Here is a 21739-nt window from a genome sequence, read left to right as displayed (position 1 = left end):
CTTGGCGTCCTTGAGGGCTTGGCGGTTCAAACGACCCCACCTTCAGCCAAGGTGACGCGCAGCAGGTGCCTGCTGGATCAGGGCGACGAGCCGAGATGGCTCTGGGACCGCGTCTGCTCATCGAGGACGAGCTCGACCGCCTGGGCCAACGCGCTCTTGACGTAGCTGCGCGTCGCGAGCGACCCGAGCCTGCTGAGCACGCGCGGCGTCAGGCCCCCGCCGAGCAGGAACCCCAGCCCAGCCGCCGCTGCGATCGCCACGTGCGGGTTGTCCCGCGCGAACGCCGAGACCGCCCGCTTGACCTCCGCCGCGTCGAGCCGGCTGAGCGCGTCGTTCACCACCTCTCGCGCGTCGCGCTCCCCTTCGGCCTCGACCTCACGTGCCGTCATGATGACCTCCTCAACTCAACCGTGTAACGACCCGCCCGATCAGGTAGCCCACGGCGGCCACCGCGAGGAGCGTGGCCACGGGGCGCTCTTGCACGAGCGAGACGAGCCGCTCGTCCGCGCGGCGGACCTCGCCGAAGAGGCGAGGGACGGCGGCGGGAACGTTCGCTCGCCGCTCCCGGCGTCCGGACTCTTGTTCGATGTCTGCATCGTTGGCGATCATCGTGAACCGGTCTCCAGCAATGCCCGAACCACCGCGCGACGTGCATCGGCTGCACGATCCGGAGACCGACCCACCGGCGCGGGGCAGCAGGACGAGGAGCGCCAGCGGAGAAGCGCGCGCGACGAGCGCGGGGCGGAGCGCCTTCCGGGACGTTCGTGCTCACGGACGGAAGGGCGAGCGCGCGACGCGCGTGTGGAGCTCGCGACCTCGCGCGCGCGAGCGCCGCGTTTGCGGGCCGCGCTCGCCAGGTGACGGGCTCCTGGAGATCGCTGGCCGCACGACCGCGCGCAGCGCAGCGCGCGCTAGAAGCGAACGCCGAACGCCCGGAGCGCGCCGCGCAGCGCCTCCGCGCCGTCGCACACCGCCACTCGCTCGGCCTGGGACACCTCCGCGGCCCTCGTCGGGTCCCCCTTGAACCAGACGGCCCGCATCCCTGCCGCGAGGGCGCCGCCGACGTCGGCGGCGAAGGAATCGCCGACGTGGACCACCGCGGCGAGCGGCGCACCGAGGCGCTCGGCCGTCCACGCGAAGATCTCCCTGCCCGGCTTCTCGAACCCGAGCCGCCCCGAGTCCGCCACCGCCACGAAGTGCGCCGACCAGCCGAGCTCTTCGATCAGCTCCTCGAGCCGGCCCTCCGAGTTCGACAGCACCGCGACCGGCACGCCGGCCTGCCGGAGCTCGATCACGACGTCGATCATCCCCGCGATCGGCCGGCGCCAGAGGTTCTTCCGGGGCTGCTCCGTCCAGAGCCAGTCCACCGCCGCGTCGAGCGCGCTGGCCTCGACGCCGCCCGCCTCGAGCAGGCGGCGCATCATGATCTTCCACGGGTGGCCGCCGAGCCCGCGCTGGATCGCCTCGTTGTACGCGCGCCAGCCCTCGTCCACCGCCCCGTCCAGCCGCTCCCGAGGCGCGGCGATGCCCCGCTCGGCGAGGCGGGCGGAGAGCAGCCCCGTGTCGAGCTCCACCAGGGTCTGGCCGAAGTCGAAGGAGACGGCTGTAGCAGGCTCGTTGCGCATGAATTACTCGGCGTACATCGCCTCGATCTCGCGCGCAAAATTCTGGCTCACATTGCGCCGCTTGATCTTGAGCGTCGGCGTCAGCTCGCCGTCCTCGATGGTGAAGCCGCGCGGCAGGATCGAGAACTTCTTGATCGTCTCGACCTGCGCGAGCTCGCCGTTCACCTCGTCGACGGCCCGCTGCACGGCCTCCCTGATCTCGGGCGACGCGTGCGAGAGATCGCGGCCGAGCCCGCGCTCGGCCGAGAGGCGCTTCACCGCGTCGGGGGCCAGCACGAGCAGGGCCGTGAGGAACTTGCGCCCATCGCCGACGACCACCGCCTCGGCGATGAGGTCGTGGCGCTTGAGCGCCTCCTCGATGTTCTTGGGCGAGATGTTCTTTCCGCCGGCCGTGATGAGGATCTCCTTCTTCCGCCCGGTGATGTGGAGGAACCCTTCCTCGTCGAATCGGCCGAGATCCCCCGAGTGGAGCCAGCCGTCGACCAGGGCCTGCGCGGTCGCCTCTGGCTCCTTGTAGTAGCCGAGGAACACGGTCGGCCCCTTGACGAGGATCTCGCCGTCGTCCGCGATCTTCACGTCCATGCCTGGCACCGACGGCCCCACGGAGCCGAGCTTCGTCCGGCCCGGCATGTTGTAGCTCGTCGCGCCGGTCACCTCGGACTGGCCGTAGACCTCGGTGATCAGGATGTCGAGCGACGCGAAGAACTCGAGGACCTCCTTCGCGATGGGGGCCGCGCCGCTGCTGAACGCGTGCGCCCGGCCGAGCCCCACCGCCGCCTTCACCTTCGCGTAGACCAGCGTGTCGAAGGCGCGGTGCTGAAGCGCGAGCAGCGGCCCCGGCGGCTCGCCTCGGGCGCGGAGCTCGCTGTGCTGGAGCCCTACGCGCCTCGCCTGATCGAGCATGATCTTCTGCAACCCCTTCGCGCCGGAGAGCTTGGCGTCGATCCCGTCCCTCAGCTTCTCCCAGACGCGCGGGACCCCGAAGAAGGCGGTAGGCCGCACCTCCTTGAGGTTGTCGGCGAGCGCCGCCATCGACTCGGCGAAGTACACGGCCGCGCCGACCGAGGCCGGGATGTGGATCGTGAACATCTGCTCGGCGACGTGCGAAAGAGGCAGGTAAGAGAGCGTGATGTCCCGGGACGAGCACGGGATGAGGCGCGCCCCCATGTCCGCCGAGCGCGTGAGGTTCTCATGGCTCAGCATGACCCCCTTCGGCGGCCCCACCGTCCCGGAGGTGTAGAGCAGCGTGGCGAGGCCGTTCGGCTCGAGCGCGTCGAGCCGCTGATCGAGCAGCTCGTCCGAGACGCGGTCGCCCCGCGCGAGGAACTCATCCCAGGCCAGGATCCGCGGATCGCGCGGATCGCGCGCGAACTCCGCGCCCCGCATCAGCACCACCCACGAGAGCTGCGGCAGCCGATCCCACTGGCACAGCACCTTCTCCAGCTGCGCCCTGTCCTCGACCAGCACCACCTGCGACCCCGCATGGCGCACGACGTGGCGCACCTCCTCGGGCGAGCACGTCGTGTAGATGCCCGCGGGAGCGCCCCCGATCGCCATGCAGGCCACGTGGAGCACCACCCACTCGGGCCGGTTGAAGCCGAGGAGGCTGACCGTGGCGCCAGGCTCGAGGCCGAGCGCGAGGAGCGCCTTGCCGGCGCGCCGCACCTCGCCCGCGTACTCCCGGAAGCTGGTCATCCTCCAGAAGCCCCCCTCCTTGACGTAGTGGGCAGGAGCCTCGGGACGCGCCTTCGCCTGGCCTAGCAGGCGCCGCGGTATCGAGTCACAGGGCATCGGGCTACCTCGTTCACGGGCAAGGGTCCGCAATCACAGGCGAATTTTCCTGCACCCTCCCGGGATCCGGGAGCGCCTGGGGGAGCGACGCCCCGCACAGTAGCAGCAGACGCCGCGGCGTTGCTGGCCCACGCTGTCGTCAGCTTGACGGCACGTCTTTGGATCAGGACCATTCGGCGGTGGGCGAGCGCAAAGGGACGATCGAAGAGGCTGACTGGGCGGCGGACTCCGCCCGCAGCAACGAGCTCGCCGCCTCGGGCCCGCCGGAGCGCGTGCGGGCAGCGCTCGACGGCGGGACCCTGGTCTCCAGGCAGGGGCTCGTCCCCGCGCCCGAGCCCCCGCCCACCGTCCAGGTGCGGCGCGCGGATCGCGACGCGCCGACCACGGTCGGCCGGGATGCGCCGCCGGACGCGCCGCCGTCGCCCTCGGATCGGCACGCGCGGAGCTTCGGAAAATACCGGTTCATCGCGACGCTCGGGCACGGGGGCATGGCGGACGTGCACCTGGCGGTCGCGGTGGGGCCGGCGGGCTTCAGCAAGCTGCAGGTCATCAAGCGCCTCCGGCCCAACATCGCCGACGAGCCCGAGTTCCGGGACATGCTGCTCGACGAGGCCCGCCTCGCCGCCCGCCTGAACCACCGCAACGTGGTGCAGACCAACGAGGTCGGCCTCGCGGACGGCGAGTACTTCATCGCCATGGAGTACCTCGACGGGCAGCCGCTGAGCCGTGTGATCTCCCGCGCGCGAGAGCAAGCGCGGGCGATCCCGTTCGCCGTCCAGTTCTGGATCCTCAGCGAGGTGCTGGCCGGCCTCCACTACGCCCACGAGCTCGTCGACTACGATGGGGCGCCGCTCAACGTCGTTCACCGCGACATCAGCCCCCACAACATCTTCGTCACCTACGACGGGCAGGTGAAGATCGTCGATTTCGGGATCGCGCTCGCCGCGCACCGCCTCGTCGAGACGCAGACCGGCACGATGAAGGGCAAGGTCGCGTACATGGCGCCGGAGCAGGCGTTCTCGCACTCTTCCCAGATCGATCGGCGCGCGGACGTCTTCTCGGCCGGCGTCATCCTCTGGGAGATGCTCGCCGGCCGCCGCCTCTGGCGTGGGCTGTCCGATCCTCAGATCATCTCGCGCCTGATGCGGGACATCCCGGACCTGCGGTCCGCGCGCCCCGAGGTGCCCGTCGAGCTCGCGCGCATCTGCGCCAAGGCGCTCGCGCACTCGCCCGACCAGCGCTATTCGACGGCCGCCGCCTTCCGCGCGGAGCTCGCTCGCTACACGGAACGCCTGGAAGAGCAGGTGACGGCCGAGCAGCTCGGCGCGCTGATGCGCGAGCTGTTCGCCGGCGAGCGGTCCGAGATCCGGGCGATCATCGATCGCCAGCTCAAGCAGCTGCAGGAGCACGGCGCGGAGGCGGGGGGCGCGGGGCTCGCCGGCCGCGCGCCGAGGCTGCCGTCGCTGCCAGGGCGCGAGCCCCTCGACTCGGATCCTCCCGCGCAGGAGGACGGCGCGACCACGGGCTCTTCGCCGTCGGCGCCCACGCGCCCCCTCCACCGCTCGAGCCCTCCGCAAGCGACGCTCCACGCCGTCGTGCGGACCGAGCCGGCCACGGCCGTTCAGCACGCGCCGGCGCCGCGGCGCTCCCGGTTGCCGCTCGTCGCGTTCGCGGCGGTCATCGCGCTCGTCGGCGCCGCGACGCTGTACCTGAAGCTGCGCGATCCGGTCCAGCAGAGCTTCCGCGTGGCCCCGCCGCCGGCCCAGAGCGCGCTGCCCGCGCCGGAGTCCTCGCCGCCATCCGCCGCGAGCAGCGCTCCACGCGAGCAGACCGACGCGTCGCTCCTCCGCGCATCGATCAAGGCGAGCCCCGCCAGCGCGAAGATCTTCGTCGACGGGGTGGAGCTCCCCTCGAACCCGTTCGACGGCAAGCTCATCAAGGACGGCGCGGCGCACCGGATCGAGGTCTCCGCGCCAGGCCACGCCGCGCAACGACGGATGCTCGTGTTCGACCGGGACATCGAGCTCGAGGTGACGCTCTCCCACGCGCAGAGAGGGCCGGCCCCCGCGGCCACGGCGACCCCGAAGGTCGTCAAGCCCCCCGTCGAGGCGGATCCGACCGTCCCGCCGCCGAAGCCCGATCCCTACTGACGCGCGGGGCCCGCGGGCGGCCGTTACAGATCCTGGTAACCGATCGGCGGCTCGACGAGCTTCGCCGCCTTGGCGACGCCGCGGAACACGTAGTCGGAGTAGCTATAAGGCCCGTCCGACCACACGAGGAAGTCGTCCGCGAGCACCCCGTTGGGCGCTCCCTCGCAGAGCTCCGGCGCCGCCATGACGGGCCCTTCGTTGTAGATCGGCGCCGACGCGTTGACCGCCTCCTCGGCCTCTTCCATGGCGGCCAGCGCGCCGGCGTGCCGGTCGGCGTCGAGCTCGTCGACGGGGTAGAGCTCCCAGTCGAGCATCACGAGCTCCGGGTGCGGGGGCTCGTTCGGGGCCGACGCGAAGGGCGCGTGCGTGGCCTCGGGGAGGCCCGTCCGCGCGAGCGCCTCGATCAGGCGGCTCCGGTAGCGCAGCGCCGCGTCATCCGGGGTCCAGAACGCCGTGAGGGCCGCGATCACGTCCTCGGTCTTCGCCTCGCGCCACAGCGAGGGGTCGCGCGAGCCGAGATCGAGCGCGCGCTCCTTCCGGAGGCGCGCCTGGAAGGCCGACGCGTGCGGCGCGAACTCCGGCAGCTCGGCCAGGGCGTGATCGACGGACCAGTGGAGCCGATGATCGACCTCGCGCACGTACCGGTGCTTGCCAAGGGCGCGGAGGAGTCGGGCGATTTCGTCGGGTGTGCGCGCTGCGAACGACCAGGCAAGCATCATGGGGCAAGGCTCATCGATCCGTGCTGGGGATGGCACGCCGAGCTGGCTCGCCGATGCCGATCGGGCGGCGGGCACCTCGGCACGACGTGAATTCCCATCGCTCGGCCGCGGTGTCGATCACTTCTTGCCGGGGAGGTGCCACACGCCGGCGAACCACACAAGGGATCCGTCTGCGCGGCGCACGGTGGTGGCAGGCGCGAAGTACGCGCCCGGCGGGACGGGCTCCCATCGTCCCTGCTGCCACGCCCAGCGGCGGCTCCGCCACTGCCACTCGCCGTCGATCCACACATCGCCCGGCCGCTCGGACGGCGAGATGATCTCGACCCGCGCAGGCGGCGGAGGGTACGGCACGACCACCATCGTCTCGCTCGGCAGGTGAGGGCCGGTCGGCGGCAGCGGGAGCGAGCCGCCGCAGCCCGCGAGCACGAGGAGCGACGCGAGCGGGATCCCGAGCGCGCGGCGCAGAGCGGCGTTCATCCTGCGTCGATCCAGGAGAGGTACGCGTCCAGGACGTCGCGGCCGACGAGCAAGCACTCCAGCGTCGCGAGCGCGAGGAACGGGCCGAACGCCATGCGGGCCTGACCGAACCCTTCGCGAGGCTCCTCCGCGAGCGGATCTTGCGCCAGCTCTTCCTCGGCGGCGGCCCGCTCCTCGGGGGACATGGCCGCGAGCTCGGCGCGGATCTGCTCCCGCTCGAGGCGCACCGCCTCGGGCTCCTCGATGCTCCCGCGCAGGAGCAGCATGGCGATCGCGATGATCGATCCCTGGATGGCGCCGGCGCCGAGCACGAACAGGGCGCCCCCCCAGCCGAACCACGCGCCTGCCAGCATGAGGAGCTTGGCGTCGCCGAGGCCCATGCCGACGCGGCCGCCGCGGATCCGCGGGTAGATCACGACGAACGGGAGCCAGACGATGCCGAAGCCGACCGCGGCGCCGACGAGGGCGTCGACGAAGCCCATCGATCGCAGCGACGCGGTCGCGACGCCGAGCACCGCGCCGCCGATGGTGATCGAGTCGGGGATGAACATGTGCTCGAGGTCGATGAACGTCGCCGCGAGCAGCCCGAGCGCGAGCGCCAGGCCGGCGGTGTACGTGGCGAGCGCGTGGAGGGCCGGCGTCGTCCCGGGGAGCCGGAGGATGATGACCTCGATGATCGCGAGCGAGAGCAAGCCGCCCGCCGCCTCCACCAGGGGATACCGCGGCGACACGGGCGCACCGCAGCAGCGAGCGCGGCCGCGCAGCAGCAGGTAGCTGAGGACGGGGATGTTGTCGTAGGCGCGGATCGGCGCGCCGCACGCCGGGCAGCACGAGCCCGGACGGACGACGCTGAGCTCGCGCGGGACGCGGTGGATGACGACGTTGAGGAAGCTCCCCCAGAGCAGGCCGAAGCAGAGCCCGAAGGCGCGCAGGAACCACGGGGGAAAATCGGCGAGCATCACCTGGGGCTCACGTCCTCGGGCTCGACGCGGCGAGCCGGAGCATCATCGTGAGCGCCTGCTCGAGCTCCGCGATCGTCGGTTGCACGGGGTTCTCGGCGAGCGCCGCCTTGAGATCGACGAGGCGGCCGCCGAGCTCCTGGTAGTGACGGCGCACACCCTCGGTCGGCGCCTCGGCGACCCACCGCTTCACGATCTCGCGCAGCTCGTCGAGATCGCTGCCAGCGAGTAGCTGCGCCATCTGCGAGGCCATCGGATCCGGTGCGCCGCTCACGCCCTGCCCCATCCCGGCCAGCATAGCGCGGGCACTTTGACGGGCGAGGGGTCCTGCGACATAAGGCGAGTCGCTCACGAGGAACCGTGCCGACGAGGACGCCTGCCGTTGCCCTGATCCTGCTGGCCGCCGGCATCGCCGGGGGGGCCGGCTGCAGCCGCGCCGAGCAGCGAGAGCCCGGGGAGAAGCGCGCGGACGGAGGCGCCCCGCAGGCGCCCGCGCCCCAGGGGAAGGTGCTCGAGGCGGCCGAGAACGAGTCGCCCGCCGCGAGCGCGGCGCCGCGGGCCGGCGCCGCGGCGGCCGGGCCCGCGCGGATCGAGATCCCTGCTGGAAAGCTCGTCGCGGGCAGCACGCCCGGGGACAAGGGGCGCGATCCGACGCTCGAGCCGGCGTTGCTCGACGTCGAGCTGGGCGGCTTCACCGTCGATCGCCACCTGTACCCGAACGATCCTGCGCAGGCTCCGCTCACCGGGGTGACGCGGGCGCGCGCCTCGGAGCTCTGCCAGCAGGCCGGCGGGAGGCTGTGCACCGAGCTCGAGTGGGAGCGCGCGTGCAAGGGCCCCGAGGGGACGCCCTACGCGGGCGGCGCGGCGTGGGACCCGGCGTGCGCCAAGGCGCCCGCGTCGTGCGCGTCCGGGTTCGGCGTCGTCGGGATGGGCGCTGCGCTGCGCGAGTGGACCGCGAGCGACATCGCGCCGATCGAGAACCTCCAGCCCAGGGCCGCCGCCGTGCGCGGGGCCACGGCGAGCGCGAGCGCCGTGGATCACCGGTGCGCGCGCCGCGCCGCGGTCGATCCGGCGGTGTCGGGCGACGACATCGGCTTCCGGTGCTGCCACGGCGCGCCGAACGCGGCGTCGATCCCGTCGCCGCAGTGGCAGCAGACGTTCCGGCGCGCGGAGATCGGGCCGCAGCAGGTCGCGGAGCTGCTCGCGTCGGTGCCGCAGCTGCGCGACCTCGGCGGGCAGATCTCCTTCTTCAAGGAGCCCGACGACGCGAACGCCGTGCTCAGCCGGGGCCGGACGCGGCTCTCGCCGAGCGGCGCTCCGGCGAGCCAGCCCGCGCCGGGCCCGCCCCCGAACACCACGCTCACGACGTCTCCGCTGCTCTGGAACCCGGTCCCGGGCGAGGAGGTGCTCGTCGTGACGGGAAAGGCCGACGACGACGCGTTCATCGTCGCGTTCCTGAAGCTCCCTGGAGACCGCTATCGCATCGCGTCGTCGCTGCTGCTCAAGGACGACCCGGGGCCGCTCGCGCTCGGGTTCAACGGCTACGTGCGGCGACGGCTCGCGTGGGCGACCTGCTGGGACTGCCGCGGCGAGTCCGGCAACATCACCTACCGGGACGACAGCCGCGTGGTGATCACGCAGAAGTGACCCCGCGGCGGCGCGGACCGGACACCGGCGCGCCCCGGCGCCTCAGGTGTCGGCGCCGAGCAGGGTGTGCTGGTAGGTCGTGCCGTATTCGATGATCCGCTCGACCGCGTCGACGAACTCCGAGCGGTCGAGCGACTCGGTGGGCAGCTCGGCGCACAGCAGGATCTCGTTCCGATCGTCGAGGGCGAACTTGGCGACGCGCATGTCGCGGTTGGCCTCGAGCAGATGACGGAGCAAGCCGAGCACCTGGCCGGTGTCCTCGGCCAGGGGCGGCATCGCAGCGCCGCCCTCAGCGTCGCATTGCGCGTCGAGCAGATCGAGCACGCCGAACATCGAGAGCACGACCCAGTTCTCGGTGCACTGGACGTAGAACGGAGGGAGCTCGACGACCCCTTCCTCGCGCGGACGGATGCGCAGGGTCGACGGCTTCGTCAGCTCGGCGCTGTAGCCGATCTCCTCCGTCCAGCGCTGCAGGGTCGCCACGTCGATCACGGGTGACGTGATCGCCCTGCCGCCGCCGGAGATCAAGATGCGGCGCGCTGGAAGCCCCCTCGCAGGGGCAAGCGACAGCGGCGAGGGGCGCTAGAGGCTGAGGACGGCGTCCTCTCCCCGGTCGGCGAGCTTCGCCGCGATCAGGCTGAGCAGCGCTTGCCTCCGCTCCTCGAGCTCGACGAGCGCGCGCGGCGGCACCAGCTCCTCCTCGATGCCGCCGGGGCGCAGCGCCGCGGCGGCCTCCTCGGGGCCGAAGCGCGCGAGCGCATCGCGAAGGGCCCGGGGAAACCGCACCGCTTCCACGAGGCGCTCGAGCTGCCGATCGAGCTCGTGCGCCTTCACGTGCAGCGGGAAGGCGCTCGCGTTGGCCTCCAGGCTGAGCGCTCCCGCGTGCACGTCGATGACGATCTCCTTCCGGAGCCCGTTGCCCGCCAGGTAATCGAGCGCCAGCACCTCCAGGTAGTCGCGGAGGATGACCGTGCGCTCGCCGCGCACAGGCGACGGCGACCGAGCCCAGCGCGCCCACACGTCGAGCTCGGGCGCGTCGTCGAAGCGTACGGACCGCCGGCGAGGCGAGAGCCAGCGCGGGCCGGGCGGACCGGGAGCCGGCGCGAGGACCAGCGCGTCGACCGTCCCGTCGTTCATGACGGCGAGGCGACGCAGCAGCTTGCGCGCGTTCGGCTCCCTGCCGACGAGCGCCGCGAGCTCGCCGATGCCGATGCGTCGCGCCGCTGCGGCGGGCACGACATGCGCGCCGAGCGCCCTCGCCATGCGGTAGAACGCGAGCGGGCGCCGGAACGCGAGCGGGGCCTTCTTCTGGGCCGGCGCGAGCTTCACCTTCACCTCGCGCGGGGCCGCTCCTTCCGCGGGCGCGCCCAGCGAGAGCGTCGCCTCGAACCGGCCGTCCGCCACCTTGCCCGTGAGCCGCAGCGCGCGCAGGGGAGAGCGCTGGAGGGCGCGCGCGACGCGCGATTCCCCCGCGGCCCAGGCGCTCGACGCGGGAGGCGAGCGCTGCTCGGCCGGCGGGCGCGCATCGCCTGCCGGGCGCGCATCGCCTGCCGGGCGCGCATCGGCCGGCGAGCCCGCCGTGGGCGCGCCGATCGCGGGCGCGCTCTCCTCGTCGACGAGCGCAGCGATCGCGCCGACGGACCCGTCGCTGCGTTCGGACGATGGTCGCGCGCACGAGACCGCGAGCAGCGCCGCCGCGACGAGCATGCGCTGCGCCCCGACGCCGCCGAGGCGCCGCAGCAGTCCGCGCGCCGATCCGGGGGCGCGCAGGTCGCGCGCGCACCGGCTCATCCGTCCTTCGAGAGCCCGCGCGGATGGTCCGGCGAGGACCCGCCCTCGGCTAGACGTTGCGACGACGCCTCTTCGGCCAGCGACCGGGAGCGCCCGTCATCCGTCGCAGCCTGCGAGCCTGGCGCCCGCGCGCTCGCCCCGAGCGACGCGCCGCCGATGACGCGCTCCAGGAGGAACTGCTCCACGCGCTCGATGACCATCTTCTTGCGCTCCAGCGGGACGACGTGCGTGCCGCCGCTCACCATCATCAGCTCTCCGCGCGGCAGCGCCGCCGCCATCTCCTCTGCGAGCCGAGGCGGGGTGAACGTGTCGCGATCGCCCGCGATCACGAGCGCGGGCACGTCGATCTGCGGGAGCAGCTCGAGCGTCGAGTGCTCGCCGGCGCTGCGCAGCATGTGGAGGAACATCGAGAAATCGATGTCGACCATGTGCCGCATGTACGGCAGCAGATCCGCCGGCGTGACCGCGCTCGCGTCGACCTCCCGCGTGAGCAGCGCGATCCGCAGCGCCATCGGCGCGGGCACGCGGCTCCAGAGCGCGCGCGCGATGTGCGGGTACGCGTCGACCTGCTCGATCAGCCGCGGCAGGAGCTGCGCGAGCACGTCCGTGCCCTTGAAATGGTGCGTGATCCTGCCGGACGAGCCGCAGATCAGCACGAGCCCGCGCACCCCCTCGCGGTGGGTCCGCAGGTGCTCCAGGACGACCTGGCAGCCCATCGAGTGCCCGAAGAGCACCACGGGGCCATCGCCGATCGACGCGCGCACAGCCGCCAGATCGCTGGCGTGATCGCGCAGCTCGACCGCCTGCGGATCACAAGGCAAGCTGCTACGACCGTGGCCGCGATAGTTCCAGTGGGCGACGTTGACCGTACGGGCCAGGTCGTCCCAGAGGTACTTCCAGATGAAGCCGTCGCACGCGATGCCGTCACAGAGCACCGCGGTGAGGCGTCCCGAGCCCGCCCCGACCCCGCTGGCAAAGCTTCCGCTGCCGCCGGGACCTTCCCGGTAGCGGACGTAAATCCGCGTACCGTCCTTCCCGGCGGCGAAAAGCTCTCGGCCCATCGATCCCCGAGCGACGCGGCTTTACGCGAGGCTCGCGGCGATGTTAGTCGCCGCTGTCCTCGTCGTCAGCCACGTCATTGACACTCGGAAGCTTTTTGATGTCTATCCGCGCCAGCTTCCACGCGCGCTGCACAACCCAAGAAAGCGAGCGATCGAGCCGCGCCGCTTCCTCCTTGATTTCCTGCAGCATCGACTCCGGAAAGTAGAGGCTCTGCTTCCGCTTGTCCGTCTTCGAGGCTTCGTTGTTTTTCGCCAGCGTGTCCTTGTCGGTCATACGCTCTAGGGGCTCCTCCCGATCCGCCACAGAAGAGCACCTTAGCGTACGGTGCACTTCCGTGGAAAGCATTCGTTTTTCCATGATGCCGATTGCGGCAACTATGTGTGTATTACCGCGATAGGCGCTCTGCGTCATGATTCCGGGAATGCGATCTTCCCCGCAATCGCGCTCGCCGCGACGATGAGGGGACTGGCCAGGTAGACCTGGCCGGGCCCGCTTCGCCCCGGGAAGTTCCGGTTGATGGCCGAGACCGTGACCTGTTCCTTGCGGTCGGATACACCGGGACCGGCCTTGATGCACGCGCCGCAGGAGGGGTCGACGAGCTCGGCGCCGGCTTTCTCGAAGATCTCGAGGTAGCCCTTGGCCTCGGCGTAGCGGCGGATGTCCTGCGAGCCGAACTGGATGTAGAGGTGCACGCCGTCAGCGACGCGCTTGCCCCGCTCGACCGCCTGGCGCAGCACGGACGCGTACATGTCCATGTCGGCCTTCTTGCCGCCCGTGCACGAGCCTCCGTACGCGATGTCGATCTTCACCGGACCGCCGGCGGCCTCATCGAGCGACCGCAGGGGCACGCCGTTCCTCGGATCGCCCGGCGTCGCGACCATCGGCTCGACCGACGCGAGATCGACGTCGAACGTCGCCATGTACTCCGCGCCGGGATCCGCGCGCACGATGCGCGCGCGCACGTCCTCCGCGGCGAGCCCGCGCTGCTCGACGAGGTAGCGCACGATCTCCTCGTCGGCCTCGATGATCCCCGTGAAGCCGCCCGCCTCGACCGCCATGTTGGTGAGCGTCGCCCGCTCGTCGAGCCCCATCGCGCGGACGCCATCCCCCGCGAACTCGAGCACCTTGCCGATGCCCTGGCCCGTCTTCCAGAACGGCTGCGAGAGCAGGAACAGCATCACGTCCTTCGCCGTGACCCCCGGCCCGAGACGCCCCGTCAGGTTGAAGCGCACCGACTGCGGCACCGCGACGCGGACGTCGCGCGTGAGCCACGCGTTCGCCATGTCCGTCGAGCCGACGCCGAACGCGAAGCACCCGAGCGCCCCCGCCATGCAGGTGTGCGAGTCGGTCCCCGCCACGATCTGCCCTGGCAGCGCGAGCTCCTCGATCACCTTGTTGTGGCAGATGGCCTCCGAGCCCACGGTCCTGCCGTCGCGCTCGACCTCGCCGTACAGCTTGATCCCGTGCCGCTCGGTGAAGGCCTGCTGCACCGTCGCGAGCGACGCCGCCTGCTCCCGCAAGCCGAGCCTGAGGTGCGCCTCCGGCATCACGCGATCGAGGAACGTCAGGTGATCCCGGAAGGCGAAGACGCTCTCCGGCTCGGTCACGACCGCGTCCGGCCCGACGCCCGCCCGGAAGAGCGACTCGGCCATCGGCGTGACGTACTCGTGCGAGAAGCGCACGTCGATGCGGGCGAAGAGCGCGTCTCCAGGCTTCACCGCGGGGACGCCGACCTTCCCTGCCCGCGCGTCCACGATCGCGTGCGCCGCGATGATCTTCTCGCACAGCGTCATCGGCCGAGGCGGCGTGGCCAGGGTGGGCGGCGAGACCTCGCCGGCCATCCGCGCCTTGTTGTAGGCGAAGAGGCCACCGTACTCGACAACGTCGGCGCTGATCGGGTCGAGCCCGCGGGTGAACTCGCCGATCGGGATCTCGTCGCCCCGCGCGATCCGGTCGAGGAGCGAGAAATCGGTCGTCGTGAGCAGCCCGATGTTCTGGCAGTTCTGGCCGTAGATCTTCTCGATGCTGCGCGCGACGACGATCTGGATCCCCGCCTCGCGCTCCGAGTACGGCGCCGTCTCGCGCGAGCTGCCGCACCCCTTCGAGCGCCCGCTGACGATGACGCCGAAGCCGCCGTTCTTGATGGCGTCGCGCTCGATGTGCCCGCCGCGCAGACCGACCAGGCAGTAACGGGCGAGCGTCTCGTCGTAGTAGTAACAGACCCAGCCCGGCGTGAGCTCGTCGGTCGAGATGTTGTCGATCAGCGCGTGCTGCTCGGGCTCGAAGCGAAGCTCGCCGCCCGCCAGCTGCTGCTTCAGGAGCGCCGGGTCCTCGGTCAGGTAGAGGGTCCTCCCGGTGACTTGAACGGACTTCCGGCGCGGGATCGGCATCTGCACCTCGGACGCCCCGGGACGCGCGGCGCGCGCTGGGACCTCTCCACACCTAGTCGCTCTGGGCGGAGGCGCCAACGGCGGTCTTTGCCGGCGCGCGCGGAGCTCCGCGCGGCTTACGTCGAATTACGTCGAAGGCAGGAAATCCAGCATGAGCCGAGGAGCGCCTGGACGGCAGCGTGCCTTGACGACGCACCGGGGAGATGGTGTCTTCGCGGCCGCGGCCGGGCCGCGAGCGATGACCCGACCCACGATCTCCAGCGTTCCCGTCGCGATCCTCGGCGCCGGCCTGACGGGCATGGCAGCGGCGTATCACCTGGGACGGGCCGGCGTGCCGCACCGGGTGTTCGAGCGCCTGCCGCGCCCGGGCGGCCACGCGATCACGCTCGAGGACGCCGGCTTCCGCTTCGATCGGACAGGGCACCTCCTCCACCTGCGCGACCCCGCGACCCGTGAGCTCGCGCTGGGCTGGCTGGGCCCCGACCCGCTCGAGATCGAGCGACGTTCGATGATCTGGTCGAACGGCACGTACACCCGCTATCCGTTCCAGGCGAACACCTTCGGCCTGCCGCCCGCGGTGGCCTACGACTGCCTCCGCGGCTTCATCGAGGCGCACTTCGCCAAGGACCGACCTCTGCCAAGGAACTTCGAGGAGTTCTGTCTGGCGCACTTCGGCGAGGGGATCAGCCGCCACTTCATGCTCCCCTACAACAGCCGCCTCTGGGGCGTGCATCCGAGCGAGATCACCGCCGACTGGTGCTCCCGCTTCGTCCCGATACCGAAGCTGGAGGACGTGCTCGCCGGGGCGGTCGGGCTGAACGACCGGGAGCTCGGCTACAACGCGAGGTTCCTCTACCCGCGGCTCGGCATCGGGCAGCTGACGCACGGGCTCGCGCGAGCGCTCGCCGAGCAGCGGCCGCGGGACGCTGGAACGCCGGCGATCGAGCTCAGCCGCTCTCCCAGGTCCATCGACTGGCGCGCGCGAGAGCTCGTGTTCGACGACGAGATCGTCCGGTACGACGTGCTCGTCTCGTCGGCGCCGCTGCCCGCGCTCGTCAGGCTCCTCTCGGACGCGCCTCGCGCCGTCGGCGAGGCGGCCTCGCGGCTGCGCTGCACGCACCTCTACTACCTCGATGTGGCGCTCGACACCCCATGCGGGCAGCCGCTGCACTGGGTGTACGTCCCGGAGGCGAAGTACCCGTTCTACCGCGTGGGCTGCTACTCCCACTTCTCCGCTGCCATGGCCCCGCCGGGCAAGGCCGGCCTCTACGTCGAGCTCGCCGATCGCGCCGAGCCCGATCTCGCGGCGCTGCTCCCCCGCGTCGCCGAAGGCCTCGTCGAGATGGGCCTCATCCCCGCCCCGAGCGCCATCCGCTTCGCCCGCCTGCGCCGCATCGACCACGCGTACGTCGTGTTCGATCACAGCTACTTCGGCTCACTGGAGGCGGTGCGGCCGTTCCTCGAGGGCCAGCGCATCCTCTCGTGCGGGCGCTACGGCGGCTGGAACTACTCCTCGATGGAGGACGCGCTCCACTTCGGGCGCGACGCGGCCCACCGCGCGCAGGCGCTCCTCGGAGGCGCGCCGTGAGCACAGCCGAGCCTGATCGCGAGGATGCGGCCGGATCGCCGGAGATCTCCATCGTCATCCCCGTTTACAACGAGGAGGCGATCCTCCACGCCGCCGTCGTGGATCTGCGCGAGCGGCTCTCGTCGTTCGGCTGGCGCTGGGAGCTCGTGCTCGCCGAGAACGGCTCGCGCGACGGGACCCTCGCCATCGCCGGCGAGCTCGCGCGCAAGTACCCGGAAGTGCGCCATTTCTCGATCGGCGAGCCCAACTACGGGGCCGCGCTCCGCGCGGGCATCGAGCGGGCGCGCGGGCGCTTCGTGCTCTGCGACGAGATCGACCTCTGCGACGTGGATTTCCACCGCCGCGCCATCGCGATGCTGCGGACAGGCGGCGTCGACATGGTGATCGGATCCAAGCTCATCCAGGGGGCGCGCGACGATCGCCCGTGGGCGCGGCACGCGGCGAGCCAGCTGTACAACGGGCTCCTCCGCGCCACGCTCGGCTTCCGTGGGACGGACACGCACGGGCTCAAGGCGTTCCTGCGCGAGCCGCTCCTCGGGGTCGCGCGCGACTGCGTCGTGGACAAGGACGTGTTCGCCAGCGAGCTCGTCATCCGCGCCTACCGCGCTGGCCTGCGGATCGAGGAGATCCCCGTCCGCGTGCTGGAGAAGCGGCGCCCCTCGATCAACCTTACCCGCCGCGTCCCGAACGTGCTGCGCAGCCTCGCGAAGCTGACCTGGGCCATCCGGGTCCGCGGCTGACGGCCGGCTCCTCCACCACTCGCGCAGCATTCGCAGCGCCGCGCGCGAGGCCGGGCCCGCTCGTGGAAAAATTCTGGCATGCTATACGCCGCAGGTGACGATCCTCCTCTCGAGCGCCGCAAGACCGGCTCGCCGCGCGGACACCGACGTGGACGTCGTGGTCATCGGCGGCGGCGTGAACGGCGTGGGGGTCGCGCGGGATGCTTCGCAGCGGGGCCTGAGGGTCGCCCTCTTCGAGCGCAACGATCTCGCGTTCGGCGCGAGCGGCAACTCGAGCGGCATGATCCACGGCGGGCTCAGGTACCTGACCAGCGATCCGCAGGTGACCGAGAAATCGTGCCGCGACTCGGGCCACATCCAGGCGATCGCGCCGCACCTGCTCTTCCGGATCCCCTTCCTCGTCCCGTTCGAGAACGCGCGGCACGGGCGCCTCCTCTACCCGCTCGCGGACGCCTTCTTCGAGGCGTACGACAACTACCAGCCGCTCAAGCGCGGCAAGCCGCACGCGCGCCTCACGCCCGACGAGCTCCGCCGGCTCGAGCCTGGGTTGCACGGTAACCTGGTGGGCGGCTTCAGCTTCGACGAGTGGGGGATCGACGGCGCGCGGCTCTGCGTCGCCAACGCGGTCGACGCGATCGAGCGCGGGGCCAAGGTCTACGTGGGGCACACGGTCGAGCGGATCGAGCGCCGGGAGGACACCGGCGAGGTCGTCGCCGTCCGTTACCGGGACCGCACGACGGGGGAAGGCGGGCGGCTCCGCACGAGCACGGTCGTGAACGCGACGGGCGCGTGGTCGCCGATCACGTCGTCCCTCGCCGGCCTCCCCGCCGCGAGCTCGCGCGTGCGGCCCGGCAAGGGCGTGCACGTCGTGTTCGACCGGCGCCTCACCAATTACGCCATCATGGCGAGGACGATCGACGGCCGTCAGATCTTCCTCGAGCCGTGGGAGAACATGAGCGTCATCGGCACGACCGACGACGACTTCTACGGCGATCTCGATCAGGTCCGCGCGACGAGCGAGGAGGTCAGGTACCTGGTCCAGGGCATCGCCCGCGTGTTCCCGCAGATCCACGAGGCGCGCGCGATCGGCACGTTCGCGGGCGTGCGGCCCACGCTCTACGCGTTCGGGCCCACCGAGGACGCGCTCTCGCGCGAGCACCAGATCGTCGATCACGCGGCGCACGGCGCGCCGGGTCTCTACTCGATGATCGGCGGCAAGCTGGCCAGCTTCCGGCTCTTCGCCGAGGAGATGACCGACGTGCTCTCGCGGCGCTTCGACCTCGGCGCCCGCTGCGTGACGCACACGACCGCGCTGCCCGGCGGCGATCGCGCGGTGGACGCGCTGGCGCTCTCGCGGCGGATGGAGATCGACGCGGTGGCCGCCCGGCGGCTCGTGTACCGGCACGGCTCGCGCGCGCTCCGGATCGAGGAGCGCGTGCGGCAGCGGCCGCGCGAGGCCGCGACGGTGTGCCCCTGCGAGCCCGTGATCGAGGCCGAGGTGCGTTATGTCCTCCGGCACGAGCTCGCCCGGAGCGTGGCCGACGTCGCGCGCCGAACGCGCCTCGGCCTGGGCGCGTGCGGCGGCATGCGCTGCGCGGCGCGGTGCGGGCAGATCGTGGCGCAGGAGCTCTCGCTCCCGCCGCGCGACGGGATGCGGCAGGCGGCGGCGTTCCTCTCGCGGCAGGCGGTGACCCGCGCGGTCGCGCTCGGCCCGGAGCAGGCGCGGCAGGAGGCCCTCGCGATCGCCAGCGTCCGGTCGGAGCTCGGCGCGCCCGCGGACGACGAGGCGGCGGCGGCGTGCGAGGACGCCGATCGTCGCGGGCAGCGCGCCGCGCGGGAGCCGGAGGAGAGGGCGTGGCGCGATCGATCCTCGTGATCGGCGCGGGCGTCGCCGGGCTCGCCGCCGCGTGGAGCGCGCGGCGGCGCGGGGCCCGGGTCATGGTGATCTCCGCAGGAGTCGGCGAGACGGCGCTCGGGGGCGGCGCGGTGGACGACGTGCCGTGGGAGCAGATCGAGCGGGCGTCGCGGCTGCTCGGCGGCGACCTGCCCGCGAGCGATCTCGCGCCGGCGGTGAGGCAGTTCGCGGCGGAGCTCGGCCTGTGGGAGCTTCCGCAGGCGGCGGGCGTGCGCCTCGCGACCGTCGCGGGGCGGATCCGCCCCGCCCGCGGCAGGGATCGCGCGCTGCTCGACCTCGGCCCGCTCCGCCGCACGCGCGTCCTCGTCCCGCGCGCGGCGCGCGCCGCGTGGGACGCGGACGCGCTCGCGGAGGCGCTCACGGACGAGCCGTTCGCCCGGGCGCGGGGGCTCCGCTTCCTGCCGGTCGACGCGCCGGTCCTGCGCTTCGACGACGAGCGGCACATCGCCGACGGCGATCTCGCGGCCCGGCACGACGACCCGGCGCGGCTCTCCTGGCTCCTCGATCGGCTCCGCCAGGCGCTCGAGGGCGCGGGCGGCGCGGGGGCGATCCTGCTCGGCCCGTGGCTCGGCGCGAGCGCTCCGCGGGCCGAGGCGCTCGCGGCCCGCCTCGGCGTCCCGGTGGGCGAGGCGCTGATGGGCGCCGGCTCGCCGGCGGGGCTGCGCTTCGAGGCGGCGCGCGACGCGCTGCTCGCGGCGATCGGGGCTACTCAGCGCCACGGCCGCGTGCGCGCGGTGGGCGGCGGGCACCCGGGACCAGGGGCGCCCGACGAAGGCGTCACGATCCACGTCGAGGGGGAGGACGTGCCGCTCGCGGCGGACGGGGTGATCCTGGCGATCGGCGGCCTCGCCGGCGGCGGGATCGCGTACACGCCGCCCGAGAGCGGCGCCGGCGCCGATTTCCCGGCGCGCGGCGCCGCGCCGTTCGCGCTCTCGATCGCCGCGCCCGTCACGATGGGCGACGATCGCGGCGCGTTCGGCGTGGTGAGCTCCATGCAGGGCCCGGAGCTCGACGTCGTCGCGTGGCCCCGCGGCGAGCGCCCGGGCGCGCTGGAGGCGGTGGGGGTGCGGTGCGAAGGCGTCCGCGCCGCCCCCGGGATCCTGGCGGCCGGGGCGACCATCGCGGGGAGGGCGCGCACCGTGCTCGACGCGGTGACGACCGGGCTCCGCGCCGGCGCCGAGGCCTGACGCGCGTCGAGCGGCGCCCGGCGCAGGTCGCTCGACGCGCGATCCTCAGCGCTGGCGGATCGCCGGGATGGCGCGGAGGAGCTGCTGGTACCCGACCGCGAGCGCGAAGTCGGTCCCGCGGGTGGGATCCGAGGGCATGTCGCCCTCGGGGCCGACCGCCGCGGCCGTCTCGGCGCGCTTCTCCACGAGCACGGCCCTCGGCGAACGGTCGCCGATCGCCCCTTCGGCGGGGAGGTGGCCCTCGAGGTCCTGCTCGCGGAGGATGGCGGCGGGGACCTGCTGCGCCGCGCTCTCGATGACGACATCCGGCCGGATGCCCTGGGCCTGGATCGAGCGCCCGTTCGGCGTGTAGTAGCGCATCGTCGTGAGCCTGACCCCGGCGCCGCCGGGCAGCTCGTAGATGGTCTGCACCGATCCCTTGCCGAAGGTCCTCGCGCCGACGAGCACGGCGCGCCCGCTGTCCTGCAGGGCGCCCGCGACGAGCTCGGCGGCGCTCGCGGAGTACTCGTTCACGAGCGCGACGACGGGCAGCGAGGCGAACGCGCCGCCGTCGTGCGCCTTCGCCTCGTCGACGACCTGGTTGCGCTGGCGCGTCGAGTAGATCGTCCCCGAGGAGAGGAGCTCGTCGGCCACGGCCTCCGCCTCGTTGACGAGGCCTCCGGGGTTGTTGCGCAGGTCCAGGATGACGCCGGCCAGCGGCGCCTTCGATGCGGCGCGCAGCTTCGCCGCGGCGCGGAGCATCTCTTCGTGGGTGCCGTCCTGGAACTGCTTCACGCGGACGTACGCGATGTCCCGGTCGAGGCGCTTCGCCGCGATGCTCGTGACGTGGATCTGCTCCCGCGTGAGGTCGAACGAGAGGGGCTCCGGCACGCCCTGCCGGCGGATCGTGAGCTTCACCCGGGAGCCGGGCGCCCCGCGCATGATCTTCACGAGCTTGTCGAGGCGCTCTCCGCGGACGGGGCGGCCGTCGATCGCGAGGATCTGATCGCCGGAGCGGATGCCCGCCCGCGCCGCCGGCGAGCCCTCGATCGGCGCGATGACGGTGATGTTGTCGTCCTTGGCGTCGACCTCGATGCCGACGCCGCCGAACGTCCCCCCCGTCTCTTCCTGGAACTGGGCGAACTCCGAGGAGTTCATGTACGCCGAGTGCGGGTCGAGCTCCGCGACCATCCCCTTGATGGCGCCGTCGAGGATCTTGCTGCGCTGCGCCGGCTCGACGTAGTTGTTCTCCACGAGCACGAGCACCCGCGCGAGCTGCTCGAGCGGAGCGTAGGGGCTCTGCGCCTGTGTGCTCGCGCCCGCGAGGTGGGAAGTCGCCGCTCCTCCTGCGAAGGCCGCAGCGATGAGCCCCAGGGTGCGCATCCAGCTCGAGAAGCGTTGCATCCGCCGACCATAGCAGCGGCGCGGGCGGCGGCGCGGTGCGCCGGCGACGGCCGCGCTCGTTCACACGTCTGCGCGGCGCGCGGTGGCACACGCCTGCGCGGGGCGCGGTGGCACACGCCTGCGCGGCGCGCGGTGGGCCGGGCGGCGGGGCGCAGCGCAGGCTTTTCGATGTGCCAGCGCGGGCGTATCGCCCGCCAGTCGACGAGATCACCAGGGCGCCCAAGCTCCGGGCGCATGGTTTGTCCTAAGAGGAGTGTTCGGCTATCTTCGCGCGCCTGAACGTGGAACTTGCCTCCTCATCGCCCGGCTTCGCGC

General features: G+C 72.4%; 20 protein-coding genes. 6 read left to right on the top strand and 14 right to left on the bottom strand.

The window, feature by feature from the left end; genetic code table 11:
* Nucleotides 1-77: 77 nt before the first annotated feature.
* The 4 genes from WME95_RS47565 to WME95_RS47550 form a co-directional block, all read right to left on the bottom strand.
* A complete protein-coding gene (locus WME95_RS47565; RefSeq protein WP_437547565.1) occupies nucleotides 78-389 on the bottom strand; it encodes a hypothetical protein in 312 nt (103 codons plus the stop codon).
* Between the two features lie 10 nt (nucleotides 390-399).
* Nucleotides 400-609 (bottom strand): hypothetical protein, encoded by a 210-nt coding sequence (locus WME95_RS47560; RefSeq protein ID WP_012241308.1) that lies wholly within the window; start codon nucleotides 607-609, stop codon nucleotides 400-402.
* A gap of 302 nt (nucleotides 610-911) precedes the next feature.
* Entirely contained in the window at nucleotides 912-1625 is a 714-nt protein-coding gene (locus WME95_RS47555) for an HAD family hydrolase (protein WP_437905791.1), read from the bottom strand.
* Between the two features lie 3 nt (nucleotides 1626-1628).
* Nucleotides 1629-3416: an AMP-dependent synthetase/ligase gene (locus tag WME95_RS47550; RefSeq protein WP_437905790.1), complete on the bottom strand. Its 1788-nt coding sequence runs from the start codon at nucleotides 3414-3416 to the stop codon at nucleotides 1629-1631.
* A gap of 179 nt (nucleotides 3417-3595) precedes the next feature.
* Here WME95_RS47550 and WME95_RS47545 point away from each other — a divergent pair, with 179 nt between their 5' ends.
* Nucleotides 3596-5566, top strand: coding sequence for a serine/threonine protein kinase (locus tag WME95_RS47545; RefSeq protein ID WP_437905789.1), 1971 nt, complete (start codon nucleotides 3596-3598; stop codon nucleotides 5564-5566).
* 23 nt (nucleotides 5567-5589) lie between these two features.
* Here the strand turns inward: WME95_RS47545 and WME95_RS47540 are convergent, their stop codons facing one another.
* From WME95_RS47540 to WME95_RS47525, 4 genes are all read right to left on the bottom strand, one after another.
* Nucleotides 5590-6285, bottom strand: a complete 696-nt coding sequence (locus tag WME95_RS47540; protein WP_437905788.1) for a hypothetical protein — start codon at nucleotides 6283-6285, stop codon at nucleotides 5590-5592.
* A 117-nt stretch (nucleotides 6286-6402) separates the two neighbouring features.
* The gene (locus WME95_RS47535; RefSeq protein ID WP_437905787.1) at nucleotides 6403-6762 is read right to left on the bottom strand and encodes a YXWGXW repeat-containing protein; all 360 of its coding nucleotides are present in this window, start codon (nucleotides 6760-6762) and stop codon (nucleotides 6403-6405) included.
* A complete protein-coding gene (locus WME95_RS47530) occupies nucleotides 6759-7721 on the bottom strand; it encodes a prepilin peptidase (protein ID WP_437911100.1) in 963 nt (320 codons plus the stop codon). Before WME95_RS47530 ends, WME95_RS47535 begins: the two co-directional genes overlap by 4 nt.
* 10 nt (nucleotides 7722-7731) lie before the next feature.
* Complete coding sequence (locus WME95_RS47525; protein WP_437905786.1) at nucleotides 7732-7995, bottom strand: hypothetical protein; 264 nt, start codon at nucleotides 7993-7995, stop codon at nucleotides 7732-7734.
* Nucleotides 7996-8081: 86 nt separating this feature from the next.
* On the opposite strand from WME95_RS47525, the gene WME95_RS47520 reads away from it, so the two are divergent.
* Complete coding sequence (locus tag WME95_RS47520) at nucleotides 8082-9368, top strand: formylglycine-generating enzyme family protein (protein WP_437905785.1); 1287 nt, start codon at nucleotides 8082-8084, stop codon at nucleotides 9366-9368.
* A 42-nt stretch (nucleotides 9369-9410) separates the two neighbouring features.
* On the opposite strand, the gene WME95_RS47515 is transcribed toward WME95_RS47520, so the two are convergent.
* The 5 genes from WME95_RS47515 to WME95_RS47495 all read right to left on the bottom strand — a co-directional run bounded on the left by WME95_RS47515 (nucleotide 9411) and on the right by WME95_RS47495 (nucleotide 14611).
* Nucleotides 9411-9860 carry a YbjN domain-containing protein gene (locus WME95_RS47515; protein ID WP_437905784.1) on the bottom strand — a complete coding sequence of 150 codons (450 nt, stop codon included), beginning with the start codon at nucleotides 9858-9860 and terminating at the stop codon, nucleotides 9411-9413.
* Nucleotides 9861-9950: 90 nt separating this feature from the next.
* Nucleotides 9951-11159, bottom strand: coding sequence for a hypothetical protein (locus tag WME95_RS47510; protein ID WP_437905783.1), 1209 nt, complete (start codon nucleotides 11157-11159; stop codon nucleotides 9951-9953).
* The gene (locus WME95_RS47505) at nucleotides 11156-12220 is read right to left on the bottom strand and encodes an alpha/beta fold hydrolase (protein WP_437905782.1); all 1065 of its coding nucleotides are present in this window, start codon (nucleotides 12218-12220) and stop codon (nucleotides 11156-11158) included. The genes WME95_RS47510 and WME95_RS47505 overlap by 4 nt, the downstream gene beginning before the upstream one ends.
* A 43-nt stretch (nucleotides 12221-12263) precedes the next feature.
* The gene (locus WME95_RS47500) at nucleotides 12264-12494 is read right to left on the bottom strand and encodes a TIGR04563 family protein (protein WP_012241296.1); all 231 of its coding nucleotides are present in this window, start codon (nucleotides 12492-12494) and stop codon (nucleotides 12264-12266) included.
* 134 nt (nucleotides 12495-12628) lie between these two features.
* A complete protein-coding gene (locus tag WME95_RS47495) occupies nucleotides 12629-14611 on the bottom strand; it encodes an aconitase family protein (protein WP_437905781.1) in 1983 nt (660 codons plus the stop codon).
* A 238-nt stretch (nucleotides 14612-14849) separates the two neighbouring features.
* On the opposite strand from WME95_RS47495, the gene WME95_RS47490 reads away from it, so the two are divergent.
* The 4 genes from WME95_RS47490 to WME95_RS47475 all read left to right on the top strand — a co-directional run bounded on the left by WME95_RS47490 (nucleotide 14850) and on the right by WME95_RS47475 (nucleotide 20041).
* On the top strand, nucleotides 14850-16199 hold the full coding sequence (locus WME95_RS47490) for a protoporphyrinogen/coproporphyrinogen oxidase (protein ID WP_437547553.1): 1350 nt from the start codon (nucleotides 14850-14852) through the stop codon (nucleotides 16197-16199).
* Complete coding sequence (locus WME95_RS47485; protein ID WP_437905780.1) at nucleotides 16196-16939, top strand: glycosyltransferase; 744 nt, start codon at nucleotides 16196-16198, stop codon at nucleotides 16937-16939. The genes WME95_RS47490 and WME95_RS47485 overlap by 4 nt, the downstream gene beginning before the upstream one ends.
* Nucleotides 16940-17033: 94 nt before the next feature.
* Nucleotides 17034-18815, top strand: a complete 1782-nt coding sequence (locus WME95_RS47480) for a glycerol-3-phosphate dehydrogenase/oxidase (protein WP_437905779.1) — start codon at nucleotides 17034-17036, stop codon at nucleotides 18813-18815.
* A complete protein-coding gene (locus tag WME95_RS47475; protein ID WP_437905778.1) occupies nucleotides 18794-20041 on the top strand; it encodes an FAD-binding protein in 1248 nt (415 codons plus the stop codon). Before WME95_RS47480 ends, WME95_RS47475 begins: the two co-directional genes overlap by 22 nt.
* A gap of 45 nt (nucleotides 20042-20086) precedes the next feature.
* On the opposite strand, the gene WME95_RS47470 is transcribed toward WME95_RS47475, so the two are convergent.
* The gene (locus tag WME95_RS47470) at nucleotides 20087-21424 is read right to left on the bottom strand and encodes a S41 family peptidase (RefSeq protein WP_437905777.1); all 1338 of its coding nucleotides are present in this window, start codon (nucleotides 21422-21424) and stop codon (nucleotides 20087-20089) included.
* Nucleotides 21425-21739: the final 315 nt, after the last annotated feature.

The sequence above is a fragment of the Sorangium sp. So ce327 genome (assembly GCF_051530205.1).
Lineage (GTDB): Bacteria > Myxococcota_A > Polyangia > Polyangiales > Polyangiaceae > Sorangium > Sorangium cellulosum_B.
Note: the sequence above shows the minus strand (reverse complement) of the source record. Positions and strands in the feature narration are given on the sequence as shown.